Annotated in this window: 19 protein-coding genes; 1 reads left to right on the forward strand and 18 read right to left on the reverse strand. The window is 54.2% G+C overall.

Translation table 11 applies throughout. The features are described 5' to 3' along the window. Positions 1 to 53: 53 nt before the first annotated feature. From ACMGG3_RS02035 to leuS, 13 genes are all read right to left on the reverse strand, one after another. The gene (locus ACMGG3_RS02035) at positions 54 to 1,007 is read right to left on the reverse strand and encodes a YbeF family transcriptional regulator (protein ID WP_020885001.1); all 954 of its coding nucleotides are present in this window, start codon (positions 1,005 to 1,007) and stop codon (positions 54 to 56) included. Positions 1,008 to 1,297: 290 nt separating this feature from the next. Continuing rightward, a complete protein-coding gene (gene lipB, locus ACMGG3_RS02040; RefSeq protein WP_041162491.1) occupies positions 1,298 to 1,939 on the reverse strand; it encodes a lipoyl(octanoyl) transferase LipB in 642 nt (213 codons plus the stop codon). A gap of 95 nt (positions 1,940 to 2,034) precedes the next feature. After that, entirely contained in the window at positions 2,035 to 2,298 is a 264-nt protein-coding gene (ybeD, locus tag ACMGG3_RS02045) for a DUF493 family protein YbeD (protein ID WP_003858718.1), read from the reverse strand. Positions 2,299 to 2,403: 105 nt separating this feature from the next. Further along, positions 2,404 to 3,615, reverse strand: coding sequence for a D-alanyl-D-alanine carboxypeptidase DacA (gene dacA, locus ACMGG3_RS02050; protein WP_014169116.1), 1,212 nt, complete (start codon positions 3,613 to 3,615; stop codon positions 2,404 to 2,406). Between the two features lie 139 nt (positions 3,616 to 3,754). Next, complete coding sequence (gene rlpA / locus ACMGG3_RS02055; protein WP_025204674.1) at positions 3,755 to 4,867, reverse strand: endolytic peptidoglycan transglycosylase RlpA; 1,113 nt, start codon at positions 4,865 to 4,867, stop codon at positions 3,755 to 3,757. A gap of 16 nt (positions 4,868 to 4,883) precedes the next feature. After that, a complete protein-coding gene (gene mrdB, locus ACMGG3_RS02060) occupies positions 4,884 to 5,996 on the reverse strand; it encodes a peptidoglycan glycosyltransferase MrdB (protein WP_014169118.1) in 1,113 nt (370 codons plus the stop codon). 2 nt (positions 5,997 to 5,998) lie between these two features. Further along, positions 5,999 to 7,900 (reverse strand): peptidoglycan DD-transpeptidase MrdA, encoded by a 1,902-nt coding sequence (mrdA, locus tag ACMGG3_RS02065; RefSeq protein WP_014169119.1) that lies wholly within the window; start codon positions 7,898 to 7,900, stop codon positions 5,999 to 6,001. Between the two features lie 28 nt (positions 7,901 to 7,928). Then, positions 7,929 to 8,396 carry a 23S rRNA (pseudouridine(1915)-N(3))-methyltransferase RlmH gene (gene rlmH, locus ACMGG3_RS02070; protein WP_003858701.1) on the reverse strand — a complete coding sequence of 156 codons (468 nt, stop codon included), beginning with the start codon at positions 8,394 to 8,396 and terminating at the stop codon, positions 7,929 to 7,931. A gap of 3 nt (positions 8,397 to 8,399) precedes the next feature. Beyond that, positions 8,400 to 8,717 carry a ribosome silencing factor gene (rsfS, locus tag ACMGG3_RS02075; RefSeq protein WP_003858696.1) on the reverse strand — a complete coding sequence of 106 codons (318 nt, stop codon included), beginning with the start codon at positions 8,715 to 8,717 and terminating at the stop codon, positions 8,400 to 8,402. A 270-nt stretch (positions 8,718 to 8,987) separates the two neighbouring features. Then, positions 8,988 to 9,653: a nicotinate-nucleotide adenylyltransferase gene (nadD, locus tag ACMGG3_RS02080; RefSeq protein ID WP_049023577.1), complete on the reverse strand. Its 666-nt coding sequence runs from the start codon at positions 9,651 to 9,653 to the stop codon at positions 8,988 to 8,990. Continuing rightward, a complete protein-coding gene (gene holA / locus ACMGG3_RS02085; RefSeq protein WP_014169122.1) occupies positions 9,646 to 10,677 on the reverse strand; it encodes a DNA polymerase III subunit delta in 1,032 nt (343 codons plus the stop codon). The genes nadD and holA overlap by 8 nt, the downstream gene beginning before the upstream one ends. After that, complete coding sequence (gene lptE, locus ACMGG3_RS02090; RefSeq protein ID WP_414149538.1) at positions 10,677 to 11,246, reverse strand: LPS assembly lipoprotein LptE; 570 nt, start codon at positions 11,244 to 11,246, stop codon at positions 10,677 to 10,679. Before lptE ends, holA begins: the two co-directional genes overlap by 1 nt. Before the next feature lie 14 nt (positions 11,247 to 11,260). Beyond that, entirely contained in the window at positions 11,261 to 13,843 is a 2,583-nt protein-coding gene (gene leuS / locus ACMGG3_RS02095; RefSeq protein ID WP_020884994.1) for a leucine--tRNA ligase, read from the reverse strand. A 214-nt stretch (positions 13,844 to 14,057) separates the two neighbouring features. Between leuS and ACMGG3_RS02100 the strand changes: the two genes are divergently transcribed. Then, on the forward strand, positions 14,058 to 14,540 hold the full coding sequence (locus ACMGG3_RS02100; RefSeq protein ID WP_025204671.1) for a zinc ribbon-containing protein: 483 nt from the start codon (positions 14,058 to 14,060) through the stop codon (positions 14,538 to 14,540). Positions 14,541 to 14,619: 79 nt separating this feature from the next. Here ACMGG3_RS02100 and rihA read toward each other — a convergent pair whose 3' ends face one another. The 5 genes from rihA to ACMGG3_RS02125 all read right to left on the reverse strand — a co-directional run bounded on the left by rihA (position 14,620) and on the right by ACMGG3_RS02125 (position 18,885). Beyond that, the gene (rihA, locus tag ACMGG3_RS02105; RefSeq protein WP_333192360.1) at positions 14,620 to 15,564 is read right to left on the reverse strand and encodes a pyrimidine-specific ribonucleoside hydrolase RihA; all 945 of its coding nucleotides are present in this window, start codon (positions 15,562 to 15,564) and stop codon (positions 14,620 to 14,622) included. Between the two features lie 120 nt (positions 15,565 to 15,684). Next, positions 15,685 to 16,410: an amino acid ABC transporter ATP-binding protein gene (locus tag ACMGG3_RS02110; protein WP_014169127.1), complete on the reverse strand. Its 726-nt coding sequence runs from the start codon at positions 16,408 to 16,410 to the stop codon at positions 15,685 to 15,687. Then, positions 16,410 to 17,084 (reverse strand): glutamate/aspartate ABC transporter permease GltK, encoded by a 675-nt coding sequence (gene gltK / locus ACMGG3_RS02115; RefSeq protein WP_014169128.1) that lies wholly within the window; start codon positions 17,082 to 17,084, stop codon positions 16,410 to 16,412. Before gltK ends, ACMGG3_RS02110 begins: the two co-directional genes overlap by 1 nt. After that, a complete protein-coding gene (locus ACMGG3_RS02120; RefSeq protein ID WP_020884992.1) occupies positions 17,084 to 17,824 on the reverse strand; it encodes an amino acid ABC transporter permease in 741 nt (246 codons plus the stop codon). The genes gltK and ACMGG3_RS02120 overlap by 1 nt, the downstream gene beginning before the upstream one ends. Positions 17,825 to 17,979: 155 nt before the next feature. Next, positions 17,980 to 18,885, reverse strand: a complete 906-nt coding sequence (locus ACMGG3_RS02125) for an amino acid ABC transporter substrate-binding protein (RefSeq protein ID WP_020884991.1) — start codon at positions 18,883 to 18,885, stop codon at positions 17,980 to 17,982. Between the last annotated feature and the right edge of the window lie 302 nt (positions 18,886 to 19,187).

Below are 19,187 nucleotides of genomic sequence, written 5' to 3' on the forward strand. Positions count from 1 at the left end.
TGTTTTGTGCGTTTTGCCCGGCAGGGGGCAGGGGCTTGTGCTGTATCAACCAGTCAGAAGGCCTGGCGGATGACGCGGATAACGTTTTCCAGTACCGGATCGCGCAAGCTGAGTTTGTTGTAATGCAGTGAAATCTCGATAGATTCCGCATTGAGCTGGTTGAGAGGAATGCTCTCCAGCGGCCAACATTTACGCAACAAGGTATACAGACGCGAAGGCATGATGCAGAGCATGTCGCTGCTGCCAATCAGGGAGGCAGTGGTGAACATATTGTAACTACTGAAGCTGATCTGGCGTTCCGGGAATATCTCATCGATTCGCTGACGCAGCGCATGGTTGGACTGGCCTTCGGTCATGAAAGACGAATGATCGTAGTTGCGCAGATTTTCAATGGTCAACGGCCCGCTCAGGGCGGGATGCTGCTGGCGGCATACCAGCACCAGGTTATCCGCATACAGGACATGTTGTCCGAGCGCTCGGGCGCTAAAGCTGCCGCTTTCTATAATCAGGTCGGTCTGAAACTGAGCAAGCTGAATATCAGGCTCGTTGAGCGGCACATTTCGCAGCAGGAGCTGGGGAACATGCTCTTTTATCGCCTGAAAAATAGCGGGCATCACCAGCACGCCGACAGACGGGGTGCAGCCGATAGTGATGGTTCTCTGTTTGTCATAGCTGCCGGTTAAATCCAGCGCACCCAGAATCGACTCCAGCCCCTGGCTGATGTACTCATGCAGATGGGTAGCGTAGGCCGTCGGCGTAACCCCCTGGCCCTTACGAATAAATAACGGGTCGGGAAATATAGCGCGCAGTTTTTGAATTGACTGGCTTATTGCTGAAGGCGTGAGATTAAGAATTTTCGCAGCATTAACGATACCCTTATGGACATATACTGCCTCAAAAATAGTCAACAAATTGAGATCAATATTACGTAAAGTCCGAAAAATTTGTGGCTTGTCCTCACCACCTGGGTCATTCAGTCGTTTGGCTGGTAAATTATTATACTCCACGCTTTCACTCCGTATACATTCACATTATGAATGATAGTTGAATTTATTTATTATGCTTGTAGAGATTCGTAAAGTGTTGGTTTTGTTTCACTTGTTTATCAAAAACAAACAGTTGTGTGATTATCACGCAAGTTACTTACGCCCTGTATGCAGTTCTGGCTGGAGGCTAATAATATGTAGCGGTAATATTCGGGCGCTTCGAAAATATAGAATAAGCGGATTATTGTAAAGCGTAAAAGCGGTAAATAAACAGTGGCCCGTCAAATAATCGAGCCATGATGCATAATATATTAAGCAGCGATATATTCGTAAGATGGATTGTTAAGTAGGGCTAAAACGTTCTTCAAAAGCACAGGACGAATATTCTCTGGCGTTGCGCTTTCAACCCACTGGCGCATTTGCGTCATCTCCATTCCGGCGTAGCCGCAGGGGTTTATGCGCTGGAAGGGGGTAAGATCCATATTAATATTCAGTGCCAGCCCATGGAAGGAGCAGCCCTTGCGGATACGCAGCCCCAGTGAGCAAATCTTACTTTCTCCCACATAGACGCCCGGCGCATCGGCACGCGGATGGGCTTCAATACCGTATTCCGCCAGCGTGTTAACCACGGTTTGTTCCAGCAGGGTAACCAGTTCGCGAACGCCGAGCTTTCTGCGCTTCAGGTTCAGCAGAACGTACATCACCTGCTGCCCAGGTCCGTGGTACGTGACCTGCCCACCGCGATCGCTTTGAATTACCGGGATATCACCCGTCATCAATAAATGTTCCGCTTTTCCCGCCTGTCCCTGTGTAAATACCGGCAGGTGTTCGACCAGCCAGATCTCATCAGGGGTGGTGTCATCGCGTGAATCGGTGAAATCATGCATGGCCTGGGAGACAGGCTCGTAAGGTTGCAGCCCGAGATGACGGACAAGAATTTTATCCTGATACAAAAGGACGTCTCCGAAGACGAGGGACAAAAGGTGAGGAAGAGTATATCACAAGCGGGGAGGCGGGTTACCCGGCAAACCGGGTAACCGCAGAGGGACTACAGCACCATACGAACAATTTCGATATTGCCGAGCTCTTCGTACAGCGTCTCAACCTGCTCAATGTGGGTTGCGGTAATGGTAATGGATACCGAGTGGTAGTTGCCCTTGCTGCTTGGTTTTACTGACGGAGAGTAGTCACCCGGCGCATGGCGCTGTACCACTTCAACCACCTGATCAACCAGCTCAGGTTTCGCCAGACCCATTACTTTGTAGGTAAACGGGGTAGGGAATTCAAGCAGTTCGTTAAGTTTGGTTTTCATGTCAGCTCCGGCGTAACGTCAAAAAGAATAACTCCCACGACAGGTGGGAGTTATCAGGATATCTAGTATATGGGGATCAAAATCACACTTTCAAGTGTTCAATTTTTAGCCAAACCAGTGATGGAACATCAATTTAATGTAATCAATGATTTTGCCGAAGAAATTGCCTTCCGGGATTTCTTGCAGAACAACCAGCGGACGCTGATCGATGGTTTTACCATCCAGCTGGAAGTTGATGGTGCCCACCACCTGGTTTTTCTGCAGTGGCGCGTGCAGCTCAGTGGTGTTCAGCACGTAGCTGGCTTTCAGATCTTTCATGCGACCACGAGGAATGGTCAGGTACAGATCTTTATCCACGCCAAGGGAAGCACGGTCGTTATCACCGAACCAGACTGGCTCAGAAGCAAACTCTTTACCGGCTTTCAGCGGGTTCACGGTTTCGAAGAAACGGAAGCCCCAGGTCAGCAGTTTCTTGCTTTCCGTCTCACGACCTTTGAAGGTACGACCGCCCATCACGGCAGAGATCAGACGCATCTGGCCTTCGGTGGCAGAAGCAACCAGGTTGTAGCCAGCTTTATCGGTATGGCCAGTTTTGATGCCGTCAACGTTCAGGCTGTTATCCCACAGCAGGCCGTTACGGTTGGTCTGACGGATACCGTTGAAGGTGAACTCTTTCTCTTTATAGATGGAGTATTCGTTCGGCACGTCACGGATCAGCGCCTGACCAATCAACGCCATATCACGTGCGGAGCTGTACTGACCATCTGCGTCCAGACCATGTACGGTCTGGAAATGGCTGTTCTTCAGACCCAGCGCGGTGACGTAGCTGTTCATCAGACCGACGAAGGCATCCTGGCTTCCCGCGGCGAAATCGGCCATTGCCACGCACGCATCGTTACCGGATTGCAGGTTAATACCACGGATCAGCTGAGAAACAGGAACCTGCATGCCCGGTTTCAGGAACATCAATGATGAACCTTTAAATACCGGGTTGCCGGTTGCCCACGCATCGTTACCGATGGTGACCAGATCCGTTTCTTTGAACTTCCCTGCTTTCATGGCCTGGCCGATAACGTAGCTGGTCATCATTTTGGTCAGGCTGGCCGGATCGCGGCGGGCGTCGGCATTCTGTTCAGCCAGCACTTTGCCAGAGTTGTAGTCGATCAGGATATACGATTCCGCGTCGATTTGCGGAACGCCAGGGATCATGGTCTTGATATTCAGGTCATCGGCGTGAGCTGCAGAGAGAGCAGTTGCGCAAAGGGCCGTGGTCAGCGCCATGCGCTGCACAAAACGAGCAGAAAAAGTGGTCTTCATGGTCAGAACAACGACATCCGTGATGGAATTAAAAAAAGTGCCTTACTATAGCAAATGCTATTCAGGCAGGCATCCGACTTTAAGCATGAGTTTGTGAATGTGTTTTACACAAATTGACACTTAGGATGCCGCCAGTTCATTATTTCGCAACAGCGATAAATGATTGTAGTTGGGCTTCATTTTGCAGGCGCTGCTGCAGAGACGCTGCCTGCGATTTGCTGGCAAACGGCCCCATCTGAATACGCCATACTGCGCCGTTTTGCGCAACGCGTCCCGGAACACCAAACTGCTGGCTCAGACGCTGTTGATACTGCTGCGCACGGGCCTGATCGCTTACCGCCCCAACCTGAACCACAAAGCCGCCGCTGGCCGCCGCTGGAGCCGCAACCGGTGTGCTTTGCGCCGTCGCCGGAGCCGTTACGGGAGCAGGCTCTGTGGCAGGAGCGGCAACAGGAGCCGGTGCTGGCGTTGGTTCGCTGCCTTCCAGCACGCCGGTGGCTAACGTTGTCGGCGCGCCCAGGAAGCCGCTACTCTTTACCGGCGCACCCGTCGTGTCTTCGCTTTGCAGCGTATCATTGCTGATTGGGCGCACTTCTCCTGCTGGCTGAGAAGGCTCTGCCGGAGAAGAGACGCTTCCCATGCCGCCGTCCAGGTTCGGGCGGTCAGGAAGGGCGTAAGTCTGTTTCGCCACCGTCGTACACGCGGTACCTGGCCCGGAGAGGGTGCCATCCTGCGCCACGATAATCGGGTCAATACGGACTTTGGTATTGTTCGAGGTGTTCAGGCGGTCTGCAGCCGCGCGTGACAGGGAGATCACCCGGTCGTTACCGTAGGGACCACGATCGTTAATGCGTACCACGATCATACGACCATTCGCCAGGTTGGTGATACGGGCGTAGCTCGGGACAGGCAGGGTCGGGTGAGCCGCCGTCAGTTGCATCGGATCGAACGCTTCGCCGGTCGCCGTCAGGTTGCTGCCTGGCTCGGCATCATAAATGGCGGCAAAGCCAGCCTGGCTAAAGCGGGAGGGATCCTGAACAATTTTGTAGCTTTTGCCGTCGCGCTCGTAATCCTGATTCGCGCTGGCATTGAGCGGTTCATAAACGGGATCGGCACCGCTGATTTCAACGATCGGGCCATTACAAACCGCAGGCTGCGGCGGCGCGACGGTTGCCTGTTGCTGACCATCATCACTTGTGCAGGCCGCAAGTAAACTTGCCGCAATGCAGATCCCCAGCCACTGCTTACGCATTCCGATCCCCTTATTTTTATACGCTTTTTGACAACATTTTTCTGTGGGTATGGATCGACATCACGATACCAAACCCGGCCATCAACACGATCAGTGCCGAGCCTCCGTAGCTCACCAGCGGGAGCGGGACGCCAACAACCGGCAGAATACCACTCACCATACCAATATTTACGAAGACATAAACGAATAAAATCAGCATCAACCCGCCTGCCATCACGCGGCCAAAGGTGGTTTGCGCACGCGCGGCGATCCACAGCCCTCGCATGATCAACAGCACATACAGCGCCAGCAGAATCAGGATGCCAACCAGGCCCAGCTCTTCCGCCAGAACCGCAAAGATAAAGTCGGTGTGGCGTTCCGGTAAGAACTCCAGCTGGGACTGGGTGCCGTGCAGCCAGCCTTTACCGCGCAGGCCGCCGGAACCGATCGCAATCTTGGACTGAATAATATGATAGCCCGCACCCAGCGGATCGGTTTCCGGATCGAGCAGCATCATGACGCGTTGTCGCTGGTAATCATGCATCAGGAAGAACCAGAGAATCGGGATGAATGCTGCCACCAGCACGACTGCAATGCCAATCAGACGCCAGCTTAAACCCGACAGGAACAGGACAAACAGGCCGGAGAGGGCGATAAGAATCGAGGTACCGAGGTCAGGCTGCGCCGCAACCAGCAGCGTCGGCAGGAAAATCAGCACCAGCGCAATGGCGGTATTTTTCAGCGAAGGCGGGCAGACGTCACGGTTAATAAAACGCGCCACCATCAAGGGAACCGCTATTTTGGCTATTTCAGAGGGCTGGAAGCGGACAACGCCCAGATCCAGCCAGCGCTGCGCGCCTTTAGAGATGGCCCCAAAGGCATCTACCGCAACCAGCAGCACAATACAGAATATGTACAGGTACGGTGCCCAGCCTTCGTAGACCCGCGGCGGGATCTGCGCCATGACCACCATAATGACCAGACCCATCGCGATCTGGCCGATTTTGCGCTCCATCATGCCGATGTCCTGGCCGCTGGCGCTCCAGATAACCAGGGCGCTGTAAACCAGCAGAGCCAGCAGGATCAGCAGCATGGCTGGGTCGATGTGGATTTTATCCCACAGCGATTTTTTATTTGGATTATCCGTCATGATTATTGGTCCTCCGCCGCAGCGGCGGCCGGGTTTTCAGCCGGCAGTTCGGTGTTGTTATCACCCAGCATAATGTGGTCGAGGATCTGGCGCATGATGGTCCCCACGGCCGGACCTGCGCCGCCGTTTTCCAGAATCATCGCCACCGCAACCTGCGGGTTATCATAAGGGGCAAAGGCCGTCATCAGCTTATGGTCACGCAGACGTTCAGCAATGCGGTGCGCGTTATAGGTTTCATTGGCTTTCAGACCGAAGACCTGCGCAGTACCGGATTTGGCGGCCACTTTATACGGTGTGCCGGCGAAATACTTATGTGCGGTCCCGTTCGGGCGGTTCGCCACGCCGTACATACCGTCTTTGGCAATTTCCCAGTAACCAGAATGAATGTCACCCACCGGGGCCTCATGCGGTTGGATCCACGGCACTTTTTTGCCGTCTTCAACCGTACTTTGCAGCAGGTGCGGAACTTTCACTACGCCATCGTTGATGAGGATCATCATCGCTTTGTTCATCTGAATCGGGGTCGCCGTCCAGTAGCCCTGACCGATACCCACCGGAATGGTATCACCCTGATACCACGGCTTCTTAAAGCGCTTCAGCTTCCACTCACGGGTTGGCATGTTACCGGAACGTTCTTCTGAAAGGTCAACGCCGGTGTAATGTCCGTAACCGAATTTGCTCATCCACTCTGACAGGCGGTCAATGCCCATGTCATACGCAACCTGGTAGAAGAAGGTATCCGCAGACTCTTCCAGCGATTTGGTAACGTTGAGGTGACCATGGCCCCATTTTTTCCAGTCGCGATAGCGTTTTTCAGAGCCTGGTAATTGCCACCAGCCCGGGTCAAACAGACTGGTATTGCGGTTGATGACGCCCGCGCTCAGCGCAGAGACCGCCACGTACGGTTTTACCGTTGACGCTGGCGGGTAAACCCCTTGTGTGGCGCGGTTCACCAGCGGCGTATTCGGGTCATTGAGCAGACCGGAATAGTCCTTGCTGGAGATACCATCGACAAAGAGGTTCGGGTCGTAGCTTGGCATGGACACCATCGCCAGAATGCCGCCGGAACGCGGATCGGTGACGACAACGGCAGCACGGCTGCCCGCCAGTAAGGTTTCAATATACTGCTGCAGCTTGAGGTCGAGCGTCAGGTAGACGTCATGCCCCGCCTGCGGTGGCACTTCTTTGAGCTGGCGAATGACGCGGCCACGGTTGTTAACTTCAACCTCTTCATAGCCGGTCTGCCCGTGCAGGACATCTTCGTAGTAGCGTTCGATCCCCAGCTTACCGATATCGTGCGTCGCCGCGTAGTTTGCCAGTTTGCCGTCTTTATCGAGGCGTTCAACGTCTTTATCGTTGATCTTGGAAACGTAACCAATGACATGCGTCAGCGCGGAACCGTAAGGGTAGTAGCGACGCTTGTAACCTTTCACTTCCACGCCGGGAAAACGATACTGGTTCACGGCAAAGCGGGCCACCTGGACTTCCGTCAGGTTCGTTTTAACCGGGATTGAGGTGAAACGGTGGGAGCGGGCACGCTCTTTTTTGAACGCGGCGATATCATCGTCGGTCAGATCGACAACGCCTTTTAGCGCTTCAAGCGTATCCTGCACATTATCGACTTTTTCCGGCATCATTTCGATTTGATAAATGGTGCGGTTTAACGCCAGCGGAGTGCCGTTACGGTCGTAGATAATGCCGCGGCTGGGCGCGATGGGCACCAGCTTGATACGGTTTTCGTTTGAACGCGTCTGATAATCGGTAAAGCGGACAATTTGCAGATTATAGAGGTTGGCGATCAGCACGCCGGTAAGCAGCAAAATCCCCGTAAAGGCGACCAGCGCCCGGCGCACAAACAGCGCGGACTCAGCCGTATAGTCGCGAAAAGAATTCTGTAGTTTCATCCGCTGCTTAATCTACCCTGGTCAGTCACTACTCGCGGTGATATGGGTGGTTGGTAGTAATGCTCCACGCGCGATACAGGCTTTCTGCCACCAGTACCCGAACGAGCGGGTGGGGAAGCGTCAGCGCGGAGAGAGACCAACTTTGTTCTGCCGCCGCTTTGCAGGCAGGAGATAACCCCTCAGGCCCGCCAATCAACAGACTGACGTCACGACCATCCTGCTTCCAGCGCTCCAGTTCGTGCGCCAGCTGCGGCGTATCCCAGGGTTTACCTGGAATATCGAGGGTGACGATGCGGTTTTTGCCTGCGGCAGCCAGCATCAGCTCTCCCTCTTTATCGAGAATACGTTTGATATCGGCGTTCTTGCCGCGCTTCCCGGCGGGAATTTCCACCAGTTCGAACGGCATGTCTTTTGGAAAACGACGCAGATATTCAGTAAAACCGGTTTGTACCCAGTCCGGCATTTTGGTGCCGACGGCGACCAGTTGCAACTTCACGCATTAACCCCAGAGTTTTTCCAGCTCATACAGGCGACGGCTCTCTTCCTGCATGACATGGACAATCACATCGCCGAGATCGACAACCACCCAGTCAGCGGTCGCTTCACCTTCAACGCCAAGCGGTAACAGGCCTGCTGCACGCGATTCCTGAACAACGTGGTCGGCAATCGAAACAACATGACGCGTTGAAGTACCGGTGCAGATAATCATGCAGTCGGTGATGCTGGATTTACCCTTAACGTCGATAGCGATGATGTCCTGACCTTTCAGGTCATCAATTTTGTCGATAACAAAATCCTGGAGTGCTTTACCCTGCAAGTTTTCCCCCTGGGGTGAATGAGATTGTATAACTATGAATTCGTGGCCAGACAGTATACCTGAACTGACGCCAGTGTCGGGACAAATGTCTCCGGCCGGGCTTTTGAAGGCGGGTATCATCCCACCCTCCGCCTGAGATTGCATCGCCATTTTTGTAAAACAATTTCTGTAAAGCAATGATCGGCGGGAAAGTCTGGCAGCGGAGGATAACAGTATGGCTTAACCTGTCAAGGCAGGATAATCATTACGCCGCTTTTTCATGCGCCCCCGCTATGCGTCTGCGCTTTTCTGATACAACCCATGCGCGTGAATGTAGTCCAGCACAGCTGATGGCAGCAGATCGTCACAGGCTAATCCCTGCTGCAGACGCTCGCGAATGAGGGTCGCAGAAATATCGAACCACGGCGTCTCTGCCAGATAAATCTTCCCGGCAGGTTGGTTGTGCAAGTCTTCAATATTGTCTGTGAGATGCGCCTCAAGCCACTGCTGATACTGCTCTTCTCGCATGGTCAGCGGATAGCCCGGACGGCGACAGACAAGCAGGTGGCTGTTTTCCAGAATCGTTTCATACTGGTGCCAGGTGGGAAAATTGAGCAGGGAGTCCTGACCAATAATAAAGGCCAGCGGCGTGTCCGGCCCTTGCTCGGCTCGCCACTCCTGCAGCGTTTGCGACGTCCAGGACGGTGTGTTGCGGCGCAATTCTCGCTCATCAAGGCTAAAAAGCGGTTTATCCGCGATGGCCAGAGCGAGCATCTCTTTTCTCTGCTCGCTGCTCGCCTCAGGTTGCGGACGGTGTGGCGGCACATTATTGGGCATGATGATTACGCGCTGAAGGCCGATCAGATTCGCCAGAATTTCAACCGGCTTCAGATGTCCGTAATGGACCGGGTCGAAGGTACCACCGTACAGGGCCTGTAAAGAATGCATACTATCCATCGATAAATACGTCTGCCAGCGCCTTATGGCAGAGCAGCAAAGAGAGACTTTCCAGCTCCGCCCAGACCGACTGACCATAATCTTGTTTCAACGTAAGCTCAGCGCGCATCAGAAGCTGCACGGCCTGACGCAGCTGTTCATGACTCAGGCGGTTGATGGCCTCGGTGGTCATCGCCCGACGGTTTTGCCACACCCGATGTTTATCAAACAGCGAACGTAATGGCGTATGTGCAGACTGACGCTTGAGCGTAATCAGCAGTAATAATTCACGCTGAAGAGTGCGCAGCAAAATAACCGGTTCGCTACCTTCCAGACGCAGCTGTTGCAATATATGCAGGGCGCGTTTGCTTTTCGCTGCCAGCAGTGCATCCACCCAGTGGAAGGGCGTAAAGTGCGCGGCATCGTTAACGGCCTGCTCCACGCGTGGCAGTGTCAGCTTACCGTCTGGCCAGAGCAGGGAGAGCCTGTCCAGCGCCTGCGCCAGTGCCAGCAGGTTACCTTCATAGCAGTAGCAGAGGAGCTGGTTTGCGGCGTCGTCCAGCTGAAGATTGTTTTGCTTCGCTCTTGTCGCGACCCATTTTGGCAGATGGGATTGTTCAGGCGTCTGACAGGTCACCATAACCGCATTGGCCGCGAGCTGGGTAAACCAGGCCGCGTTTTCCTGCGCTTTGGTGAGCTTGTTGCCGCGCACAATAAACAGCAGATCGCTGTGCAGCAGACTGACCAGCGTTGCCAGCTGTTCATTGATGGCCGCGTTAGGGCCATTCTCCGGCAGCAGGATCTGGATGGTCTGGCGCGATGCAAAGAGGCTCATCGCCTGGCAAAGCGAGAAGAGGGCATTCCAGTCGGTGTTGTTATCCAGCTGGACGGTGTGGTGTTCATCAAAGCCCTGAGCGGCCGCCGCCTGTCGGACGGCATCCAGGCTTTCCTGAAGTAATAGCGGATCGTTTCCGAGAAGCAGATACGCCGCGCGCAGCCCTTCATTGAGCTGCGCGCGGAGTTGTTCAGGATACAGCCTGATCATCAGTTACCCAGGGAGGCAGAAACAGGAGGCGTGGTGGCATCCGGTTTTTCGATGATGTCAGAACCCTGTTTCGTTGACGCGGCAACGCCCGGCAGCTTACGGATCAGCTGCTCTGCGGCCTTATCGTACATTTCGTTAATGATAATCTGCTGCTCGGCGTCTTTTGCCAGAGCCGTCTGCGGGTTATCGAAGAACGAACGGTACACTTTCGTGCTGATTGGGTAGATGTCTTTACCCGGGATCAGAACGGCGGCATTAACCGACAGGACCATCTGATACTCTGCGGTACGGCCGTCCTGGAAAATGGACGCCGTGTCTTTGGCTAAGGTTGAGCCCAGAACGCGCAGGGATGGAACATCCTGACGTAACGTCCCTTTCTCAATCAACTCAACATCGTTAAGACGCAGCTGGTTTCGAATTGCCCGGCTGAGTGGACCATTCGGATCCGATGAGTCGAAAATCATCGTTTTCATTTCAGCAGGCACTGCCGTGGTATTGCGCAGATGCCAGCCACAACCAGCGGTGACAAGCACCGCCAGAGATAAGAGTATTGTTGCCAGTTGTCGCACGTTTCCTCCCGCGCTTAGCCAACGACCAGATTCAGCAATTTACCCGGTACGTAGATCACTTTACGTACGGTAACGCCCTCAAGATATTTCGCAACCAGATGTTCCTGGCCTGCGCGTTCGCGAACCTGTTCTTCGGTAGCATCGACCGCCACGGTAATTTTACCGCGAACTTTGCCGTTAACCTGGACCACAACCAGCGTGGTGTTTTCCACCATCGCGGATTCGTCAGCCACTGGCCACGGTGCGTTGTCGATATCGCCTTCGCCTTTCAGCTCCTGCCAGAGGGTGAAGCTGACGTGCGGGGTGAACGGGTTCAACATGCGAACGACGGCCAGCAGCGCTTCACGCATTAAGGCACGATCCTGCTCGCCGTCCTGCGGGGCTTTTGCCAGCTTGTTCATCAGTTCCATAATAGCCGCAATTGCGGTATTGAAGGTCTGACGACGACCAATATCATCGGTCACTTTTGCAATCGTTTTATGAACATCACGACGCAGCGCCTGCTGATCTTCAGTCAGTGCCGCGACGTTCACTGCCGGAGCATCACCCTGAGAGGTGTGCTCGTAAACCAGTTTCCAGACACGCTTCAGGAAGCGGTTAGCCCCTTCAACGCCCGATTCCTGCCATTCCAGGGTCATGTCAGCCGGAGAGGCAAACATCATAAACAGACGCACGGTATCTGCGCCGTAACGCTCAACCATCACCTGAGGGTCGATGCCGTTGTTTTTAGACTTCGACATCTTGCTCATGCCGGTATAAACCAGTTCATGACCTTCGGCGTCTTTCGCCTTCACGATACGGCCTTTCTCGTCGCGCTCAACGATCGCGTCAACCGGAGACACCCAGTTACGCTCGCCGTTCGCCCCGACGTAGTAGAAGGCATCGGCCAGCACCATTCCCTGACACAGCAGCTGTTTTGCTGGTTCGTCAGAGTTGACCATGCCTGCGTCACGCATCAGCTTGTGGAAGAAGCGGAAGTAGAGCAGGTGCATGATGGCGTGTTCAATACCACCGATGTAGATGTCCACAGGCAGCCAGTAGTTTGCTGCATCGGAATCCAGCATGCCTTCCTGATACTGCGGGCAGGTGTAACGCGCGTAGTACCATGACGATTCCATAAAGGTATCAAAGGTGTCAGTTTCACGCAGCGCTGGCTGGCCGTTAACGGTCGTTTTTGCCCACTCAGGATCGGCTTTGATTGGGCTGGTGATACCGTCCATGATCACATCTTCCGGCAGGATCACCGGGAGTTGATCTTCTGGCGTTGGCATCACGGTACCATCTTCCAGCGTCACCATTGGGATAGGTGCTCCCCAGTAGCGCTGGCGAGAGACACCCCAGTCGCGCAGGCGGTAGTTGACTTTACGCTCACCGACGCCCAGCGACGCTAACTTGTCGGCAATCGCGTTGAAGCCATCTTCAAAGCTCAGACCGCTGAATTCACCCGAGTTGAACAGGGTGCCTTTTTCGGTCAGGGCTTGTGCGGAGAGGTCTGGCTCAGAACCGTCAGCCGCGAGGATGACAGGTTTAATGGTCAGGCCATATTTGGTGGCAAATTCGTAGTCACGCTGATCGTGGCCTGGAACGGCCATGACGGCACCCGTACCGTACTCCATCAGCACGAAGTTGGCTGCCCAGACAGGGATTGCTTCGCCCGTCAGGGGATGGATAGCCTTAAAGCCGGTATCAACGCCTTTCTTCTCCATCGTCGCCATGTCGGCTTCGGCCACTTTGGTGTTGCGGCACTCGTCGATGAAGGCCGCCAGTTCCGGGTTGTTTTCCGCGGCTTTCTGTGCCAGCGGGTGACCAGCGGCCACGGCCAGATAGGTCGCACCCATGAAGGTGTCCGGACGGGTAGTGTAGACGGTCAGGGTCCGATCGTCGTTCTCAACGTTGAAGGTGATCTCCACGCCTTCTGAACGGCCGATCCAGTTACGCTGCATAGTCTTGACGGTATCAGGCCAGTGATCCAGATTATCCAGATCGTTCAGCAGCTCGTCAGCGTAGGCGGTGATTTTGATAAACCACTGTGGGATCTCTTTACGCTCAACTTTGGTATCACAACGCCAGCAGCAGCCGTCGATAACCTGCTCGTTCGCCAGTACGGTCTGGTCGTTCGGGCACCAGTTAACGGCAGAGGTCTTCTTGTATACCAGGCCTTTTTTGTACAGCTCGGTGAAGAATTTCTGCTCCCAGCGGTAGTATTCCGGGGTGCAGGTCGCCAGCTCGCGGCTCCAGTCATAGCCAAAGCCCAGCATTTTGAGCTGGTTTTTCATGTACGCGATGTTGTCGTACGTCCACGGGGCAGGTGCCGTGTTGTTTTTGACCGCCGCGCCTTCTGCAGGCAGACCAAACGCATCCCAGCCGATTGGCTGCAGGACGTTTTTGCCGAGCATACGCTGGTAGCGGGCAATCACATCACCAATGGTGTAGTTACGCACGTGGCCCATGTGTAGTCGACCAGAAGGATAGGGAAGCATCGACAGGCAGTAATACTTCTCTTTGCTCTCGTCTTCGGTTACTTCAAAGGTGCGCTTCTCGTCCCAGTGTTGCTGGACTTTTGATTCTATCTCTTCCGGGCGGTATTGCTCTTGCATGGCAGCCAGTGGTCCTGTTTTCAATACAGCTACAAATGTAGCCAATGGATGTGGTAATTCAGATCCGCATAGCATAGCCCAAACGCCCGCGCCAAAACAGCCTTTCGCACAAATGCGCGCGTGAGGAATTTGTCGGGTCTGTGGTTCACCTGGCAAAGCGGTGGCGAAATAAGGTCTATTATTAGAGTCAGTTACTTACCCGGGAGGCAAAATGATGAACAAGGTTGCTCAATTTTACCGAGAACTGGTGACAACACTGACGGAACGGCTGCGTAACGGCGAGCGTGATATCGATGCGCTGGTGGAACAGGCGCGGGCCCGCGTGACGCAAACGGGTGAGTTAACGCGAACCGAAGTGGAAGAGGTGACGCGCGCCGTACGCCGCGACCTGGAAGAGTTTGCGCGAAGCTACGAAGAGAGTCAGAACGAGGTTACCGACAGCGTTTTTATGCGGGTAATTAAAGAAAGCCTGTGGCAGGAGCTGGCGGATATCACCGATAAAACGCAGCTGGAGTGGCGTGAAGTTTTTCAGGACCTCAACCACCACGGGGTCTATCACAGCGGAGAAGTGGTCGGGCTGGGGAATCTGGTGTGCGAGAAATGCCATCACCACATTGCGGTCTATACGCCGGATGTGTTGCCGCTGTGTCCAAAGTGTGGACACGATCAGTTCCAGCGTCGGCCGTTTGAGCCCTAAGTAAAAGCCGCCCTCTCCCTGCAGGCCAGGGGGAGGGCATCAGGCCGCAGAGCAGTCTATCATGCCCGGGAGCCTTCGCTTACCGGGCATGGCTGTAATAGCTGAGTCTTTCCGCCAGCAAATCTACGAACGCTTCCCGGTCGATATCCACCATCAGCGTGGTATTGGGTTGATTGCCCGTCAGCGAATAGTAGTCCACCACCGTCATACCCTGAGTGTATTTCCCCTGGGTTTCCACGCCTACCCACCGTTCTACCGTGGTAAACATCTCCGGTTTGAGCAGCCAGCCAATGGTGCACGGATCGTGCAGCGGCGCGCCGTGAAAACCCCATTTCTCGGCTTTGTGATACGCCATAAAGAAGTCCAGCAACTCTGCGACGGTTGTCGCCACCGGGTTGCCAATGGCACGAAAGCGCGCGATGTCGTGCGCCATTATTTGTGCGCGATGGGTGACGTCCAGGCCGGCCATGACAATCGGCAGGCCAGACTGGAAGACAATCTCTGCGGCTTCCGGATCGACAAAAATGTTGAATTCCGCCGCTGGCGTCCAGTTCCCGAGTCCCATTGCGCCGCCCATGATCACGATTCGGGCGATTTTACTGTGCAATTCCGGATGGCTGTTCAGCAGCAGCGCAACGTTGGTTTGCGGGCCGGTGGCCACCAGCGTGACCGGTTCCGCGCTTTCACGCAGCACTTTCGCCATCAGCTCTACGGCGGTGCAGGGTTGCGCTTCAAACCCCGGTTCGGGCAGTGCCGGGCCATCCAGCCCACTTTCACCGTGCACGTTGTCGGCAATGATCAGATCGCGCATGAGCGGTTTGACGGCACCACCGGCGACCGGAATATCGGTGCGTTTGAGCAACGTCAGCATACGCAGGACGTTACGCAGCGTTTTCTCCGGGGTCTGGTTTCCGGCAGAGGACGTAACGGCTTTGACGTCCAGTTCAGGGGAGGCAAGTGCAAGGACGAGGGCGATCGCGTCATCATGACCCGGGTCGCAATCGAGAAGGATAGGTTGTGCCATAGCGTGCTCCATACGTAGCATTATTTTGTGACAAGGTTAACGCTGCAATGTGACGCCGACGAGAAGAAGAGAGTTAAAGCGTGAAGCAGTGCGCAATCCGCAGATTGCGCACCGGGGAGATTAGTGCAGGATTTTGGCGAGGAAGTCTTTTGCTCGCTCGGATTTAGGATTGGCGAAGAACTCTTCTTTCGGCGAGTCTTCAACAATCTTCCCTTCGTCCATGAAGATCACGCGGTTCGCCACTTTGCGGGCGAAGCCCATTTCGTGGGTCACCACCATCATCGTCATCCCTTCGTGCGCCAGCTCAACCATTACGTCCAGCACTTCGTTGATCATCTCGGGATCGAGAGCGGAAGTCGGTTCATCAAACAGCATGGCGACCGGATCCATACACAGGGCCCGGGCAATAGCCACACGCTGCTGCTGACCGCCAGAGAGCTGCGCCGGGAATTTATCAGCATGCGCAGAGAGCCCCACGCGTTCCAGCAGTTTCAGACCTTTATCGCGCGCGAGCTTTTTATCGCGTTTCAGCACTTTTACCTGCGCCAGCGTCAGGTTCTCGATAATGGAGAGGTGCGGAAACAGCTCAAAGTGCTGGAACACCATGCCGACGTGGGAACGCAGCTGAGCAAGGTTGGTTTTCCTGTCATTGACTTTGGTGCCGTTGACGAGGATCTCTCCTTGCTGCACCGGCTCCAGGCCGTTAACGGTTTTGATCAGCGTGGATTTACCGGAGCCGGATGGCCCACATACCACCACCACGTCACCTTTTTTCACTTCGGTTGAGCAGTCGGTCAGCACCTGAAAGTGCCCATACCATTTAGAAACATTTTTCAGGGAAATCATTATACAGTCCTTTTCTTCAGCCAGCTGACCAACAGCGACGCGCTTAAACTAATCACAAAATAGACGCCACCCGCGAAGAGCACCATTTCGACCTGCGTACCGTCACGTTCACCGATGGTAGACGCGGTACGGAAGAAGTCTGCCAGGCTCAATACATAGACCAGAGAGGTATCCTGGAACAGTACGATGCCCTGGGTCAGCAGGAGGGGAACCATGGCGCGAAACGCCTGCGGCAGAATAATGAGCTGCATGGATTGCCAGTGCGTCATCCCCAGCGCCAGCGCGGCGCTGGACTGCCCACGGGAAATACTCTGAATACCCGCTCGGATAATCTCTGAATAGTAGGCAGCCTCAAACATTGAGAACGCGACCATCGCGGAGATCAGGCGGATATCGGTTTTCGGCGATAGCCCCAGCACGTTTTGCAGAAAGCCGGGAACAATCAGGTAAAACCACAGCAGTACCATCACCAGGGGGATGGAGCGGAAAACGTTAACGTAGGCCGTGGCAAACCAGGCGAACGGTTTAAAGGCCGACAGGCGCATGACCGCCAGCAGGGTGCCCCAGACGATACCCACCACAATAGCAATCACGGTGATTTTTAAGGTGATCAGCAGACCATCCAGCAGGTAAGGCATGGATGGAACGATAGAACTCCAGTCAAATTCGTACATTATTTGCCCCCCAGATTGCCCGGCAGGCGGATTTTGCGTTCAACCAGGTTCATCACCAGCATGATGAAAGTGTTAATCAGAACATAGGCGAGTGTGATCGCCGTGAAGGATTCCCACGCGTGGGCGGAATAATCCAGCAGCTTGCCCGCCTGTGCGGCCATATCCACCAGACCGATGGTCGAGGCGATGGCCGAGTTTTTCACCAGGTTCATCATCTCAGACGTCATTGGTGGAACAATGACGCGGTAAGCGTTAGGCAGCAGTACATAGCGGTAAGTTTGTGGCAGCGTCAGGCCCATCGCCAGGCCAGCATTTTTTTGTCCGCGCGGCAGTGACTGAATGGCGGCACGCACCTGCTCGCAAACGCGCGCGGCGGTGAAGAGCCCCAGGCAGAGCATGGAGGAGACAAAGAACTGCACGTTCGGATCCAGTTCCGACTTAAACCACATGCCAATATTTTCCGGCAGCAGTTCCGGGACGACCAGATACCAGGTGAAAAATTGCACAATCAGCGGAACGTTACGGAACAGTTCCACATACAGGGTGCCGAGAGATGAGAGAAAACGGTTAGGCACGGTGCGCAAAATACCGAACAGTGAACCGACAAGAAACGCGATAATCCACGCCGTGATCGATAAGGCGACGGTAACCTGAAAACCGCTCCACAGCCAGCCAAGATAGGTGGTGTTGCCGAACGGGGCTTGTTGCAGGAATATGCCCCAGTTCCAGTCTATTGACATAATAAACTCCAGAAAAAAAAGGGTAGCAGCGCTACCCTCGAAGATTGGTGAGAAGCTCATTTTTCGCGCTGAGTGGGGAACGACCACTCAACGTATAGTCTGTCCATGCTTCCCGACAATCGAGAGGGCAGGAGATCCCGCCCCTGTTGTTCTAATTAGTTAAGAGCCTTGTCGTTTGGTGATTTGAACAGCGCTTTCATGTCGTCAGACAGTTCGAAGTTCATGTTAAGATTTTTGGGTGGAATCGGGTTCTTGAACCATTTATCGAACCATTTTTCCGCTTCACCGGAGGTCTGAACCTGAGCGATGGTGTCATCGATCAGCTTCTTGAACTGCGGATCGTCTTTACGCAGCATACAACCGTACGCTTCTTTAGATTGCGCCGTGCCGACGATATCCCAGTTGTCTGGTTTCTTCGCTTTTGCACGTTCGCCTGCCAGCAGGGCATCATCCATCATAAACGCCACAGCACGGCCACTTTCCAGGGTACGGAAAGAGTCGCCATGATCTTTCGCGCTGATGATGCGCATATCCATTTTCTTCTCGTCGTTCAGCTTGTGCAGCAACACTTCGGAAGTGGTACCGGAGGTAACAACAACGGCTTTACCTTTCAGATCTGCAAAGTCTTTGATCTCGCCGCCTTTCTTGGTCAGCAGGCGGGTGCCCACGACGAAGATGGTGTCAGAGAAGGCAGCCTGTTTCTGACGCTCAAGGTTGTTGGTGGTGGAACCGCACTCAAAATCGAACGTGCCGTTTTGCAGCAGTGGAATACGGTTTTGTGAAGTGATTGGAATCAGCTTCACCTGCAGGTCAGGTTTGTTCAGCTTTTTCTTCACAGCTTCAACGATAGCGTTGGAGTAATCCTGTGAATAGCCCACGACTTTTTGCGTGTTGTCGTAGTAAGAGAACGGGACAGAAGATTCACGGTGGCCGACCACGATCACGCCGTTTTTGGCAATCTTGTCGAGAGTGCTCCCGGCAGCCGGAGCATCTTCAGCGTGAACGACGCTTGCCGACATCCCCATAACCAGCATTGCTGTGGCCAGTTTACGTAATTGCATACCCAACTCCTTTCTTATCAGCGCCAGTGACGCATTGATACCCATTGTGATGTTGTTATATCTCGCGCTATGCGAGTGCAGTGTTATGCAAGCTTGTTAACATTTAGTCTGGCTTAATGTAAAGATTTTGCTGCGTTATTGTTTATTTTTGCGAAGCGCGCCGCACCAATCAGAGGCAAATATCTCTCGTTGCACCGTTTCGGTGCTACCGGTGATCTACGCTGGTGCGACGAAGTTGCACGTTAAGCCAAACTGCGTTTACGTGGGGAAATAAAGCAAGAGACGTGCCAGAAATGCCCTCT

It is taken from the genome of Enterobacter sp. BNK-18 (assembly GCF_047456135.1).
Lineage (GTDB): Bacteria > Pseudomonadota > Gammaproteobacteria > Enterobacterales > Enterobacteriaceae > Enterobacter > Enterobacter ludwigii.

Excerpts from the sequence above, each read along its gene's own strand:
- ybeD (WP_003858718.1), bottom strand. The coding sequence starts at position 2,298 with ATGAAAACCAAACTTAACGAACTGCTTGAATTCCCTACCCCGTTTACC.
- dacA (WP_014169116.1), bottom strand. The coding sequence starts at position 3,615 with ATGAAGACCACTTTTTCTGCTCGTTTTGTGCAGCGCATGGCGCTGACC.
- rlpA (WP_025204674.1), bottom strand. The coding sequence starts at position 4,867 with ATGCGTAAGCAGTGGCTGGGGATCTGCATTGCGGCAAGTTTACTTGCG.
- mrdB (WP_014169118.1), bottom strand. The coding sequence starts at position 5,996 with ATGACGGATAATCCAAATAAAAAATCGCTGTGGGATAAAATCCACATC.
- mrdA (WP_014169119.1), bottom strand. The coding sequence starts at position 7,900 with ATGAAACTACAGAATTCTTTTCGCGACTATACGGCTGAGTCCGCGCTG.
- nadD (WP_049023577.1), bottom strand. The coding sequence starts at position 9,653 with ATGGATAGTATGCATTCTTTACAGGCCCTGTACGGTGGTACCTTCGAC.
- holA (WP_014169122.1), bottom strand. The coding sequence starts at position 10,677 with ATGATCAGGCTGTATCCTGAACAACTCCGCGCGCAGCTCAATGAAGGG.
- leuS (WP_020884994.1), bottom strand. The coding sequence starts at position 13,843 with ATGCAAGAGCAATACCGCCCGGAAGAGATAGAATCAAAAGTCCAGCAA.
- ACMGG3_RS02100 (WP_025204671.1), top strand. The coding sequence starts at position 14,058 with ATGAACAAGGTTGCTCAATTTTACCGAGAACTGGTGACAACACTGACG.
- rihA (WP_333192360.1), bottom strand. The coding sequence starts at position 15,564 with ATGGCACAACCTATCCTTCTCGATTGCGACCCGGGTCATGATGACGCG.
- ACMGG3_RS02110 (WP_014169127.1), bottom strand. The coding sequence starts at position 16,410 with ATGATTTCCCTGAAAAATGTTTCTAAATGGTATGGGCACTTTCAGGTG.
- gltK (WP_014169128.1), bottom strand. The coding sequence starts at position 17,084 with ATGTACGAATTTGACTGGAGTTCTATCGTTCCATCCATGCCTTACCTG.
- ACMGG3_RS02120 (WP_020884992.1), bottom strand. The coding sequence starts at position 17,824 with ATGTCAATAGACTGGAACTGGGGCATATTCCTGCAACAAGCCCCGTTC.
- ACMGG3_RS02125 (WP_020884991.1), bottom strand. The coding sequence starts at position 18,885 with ATGCAATTACGTAAACTGGCCACAGCAATGCTGGTTATGGGGATGTCG.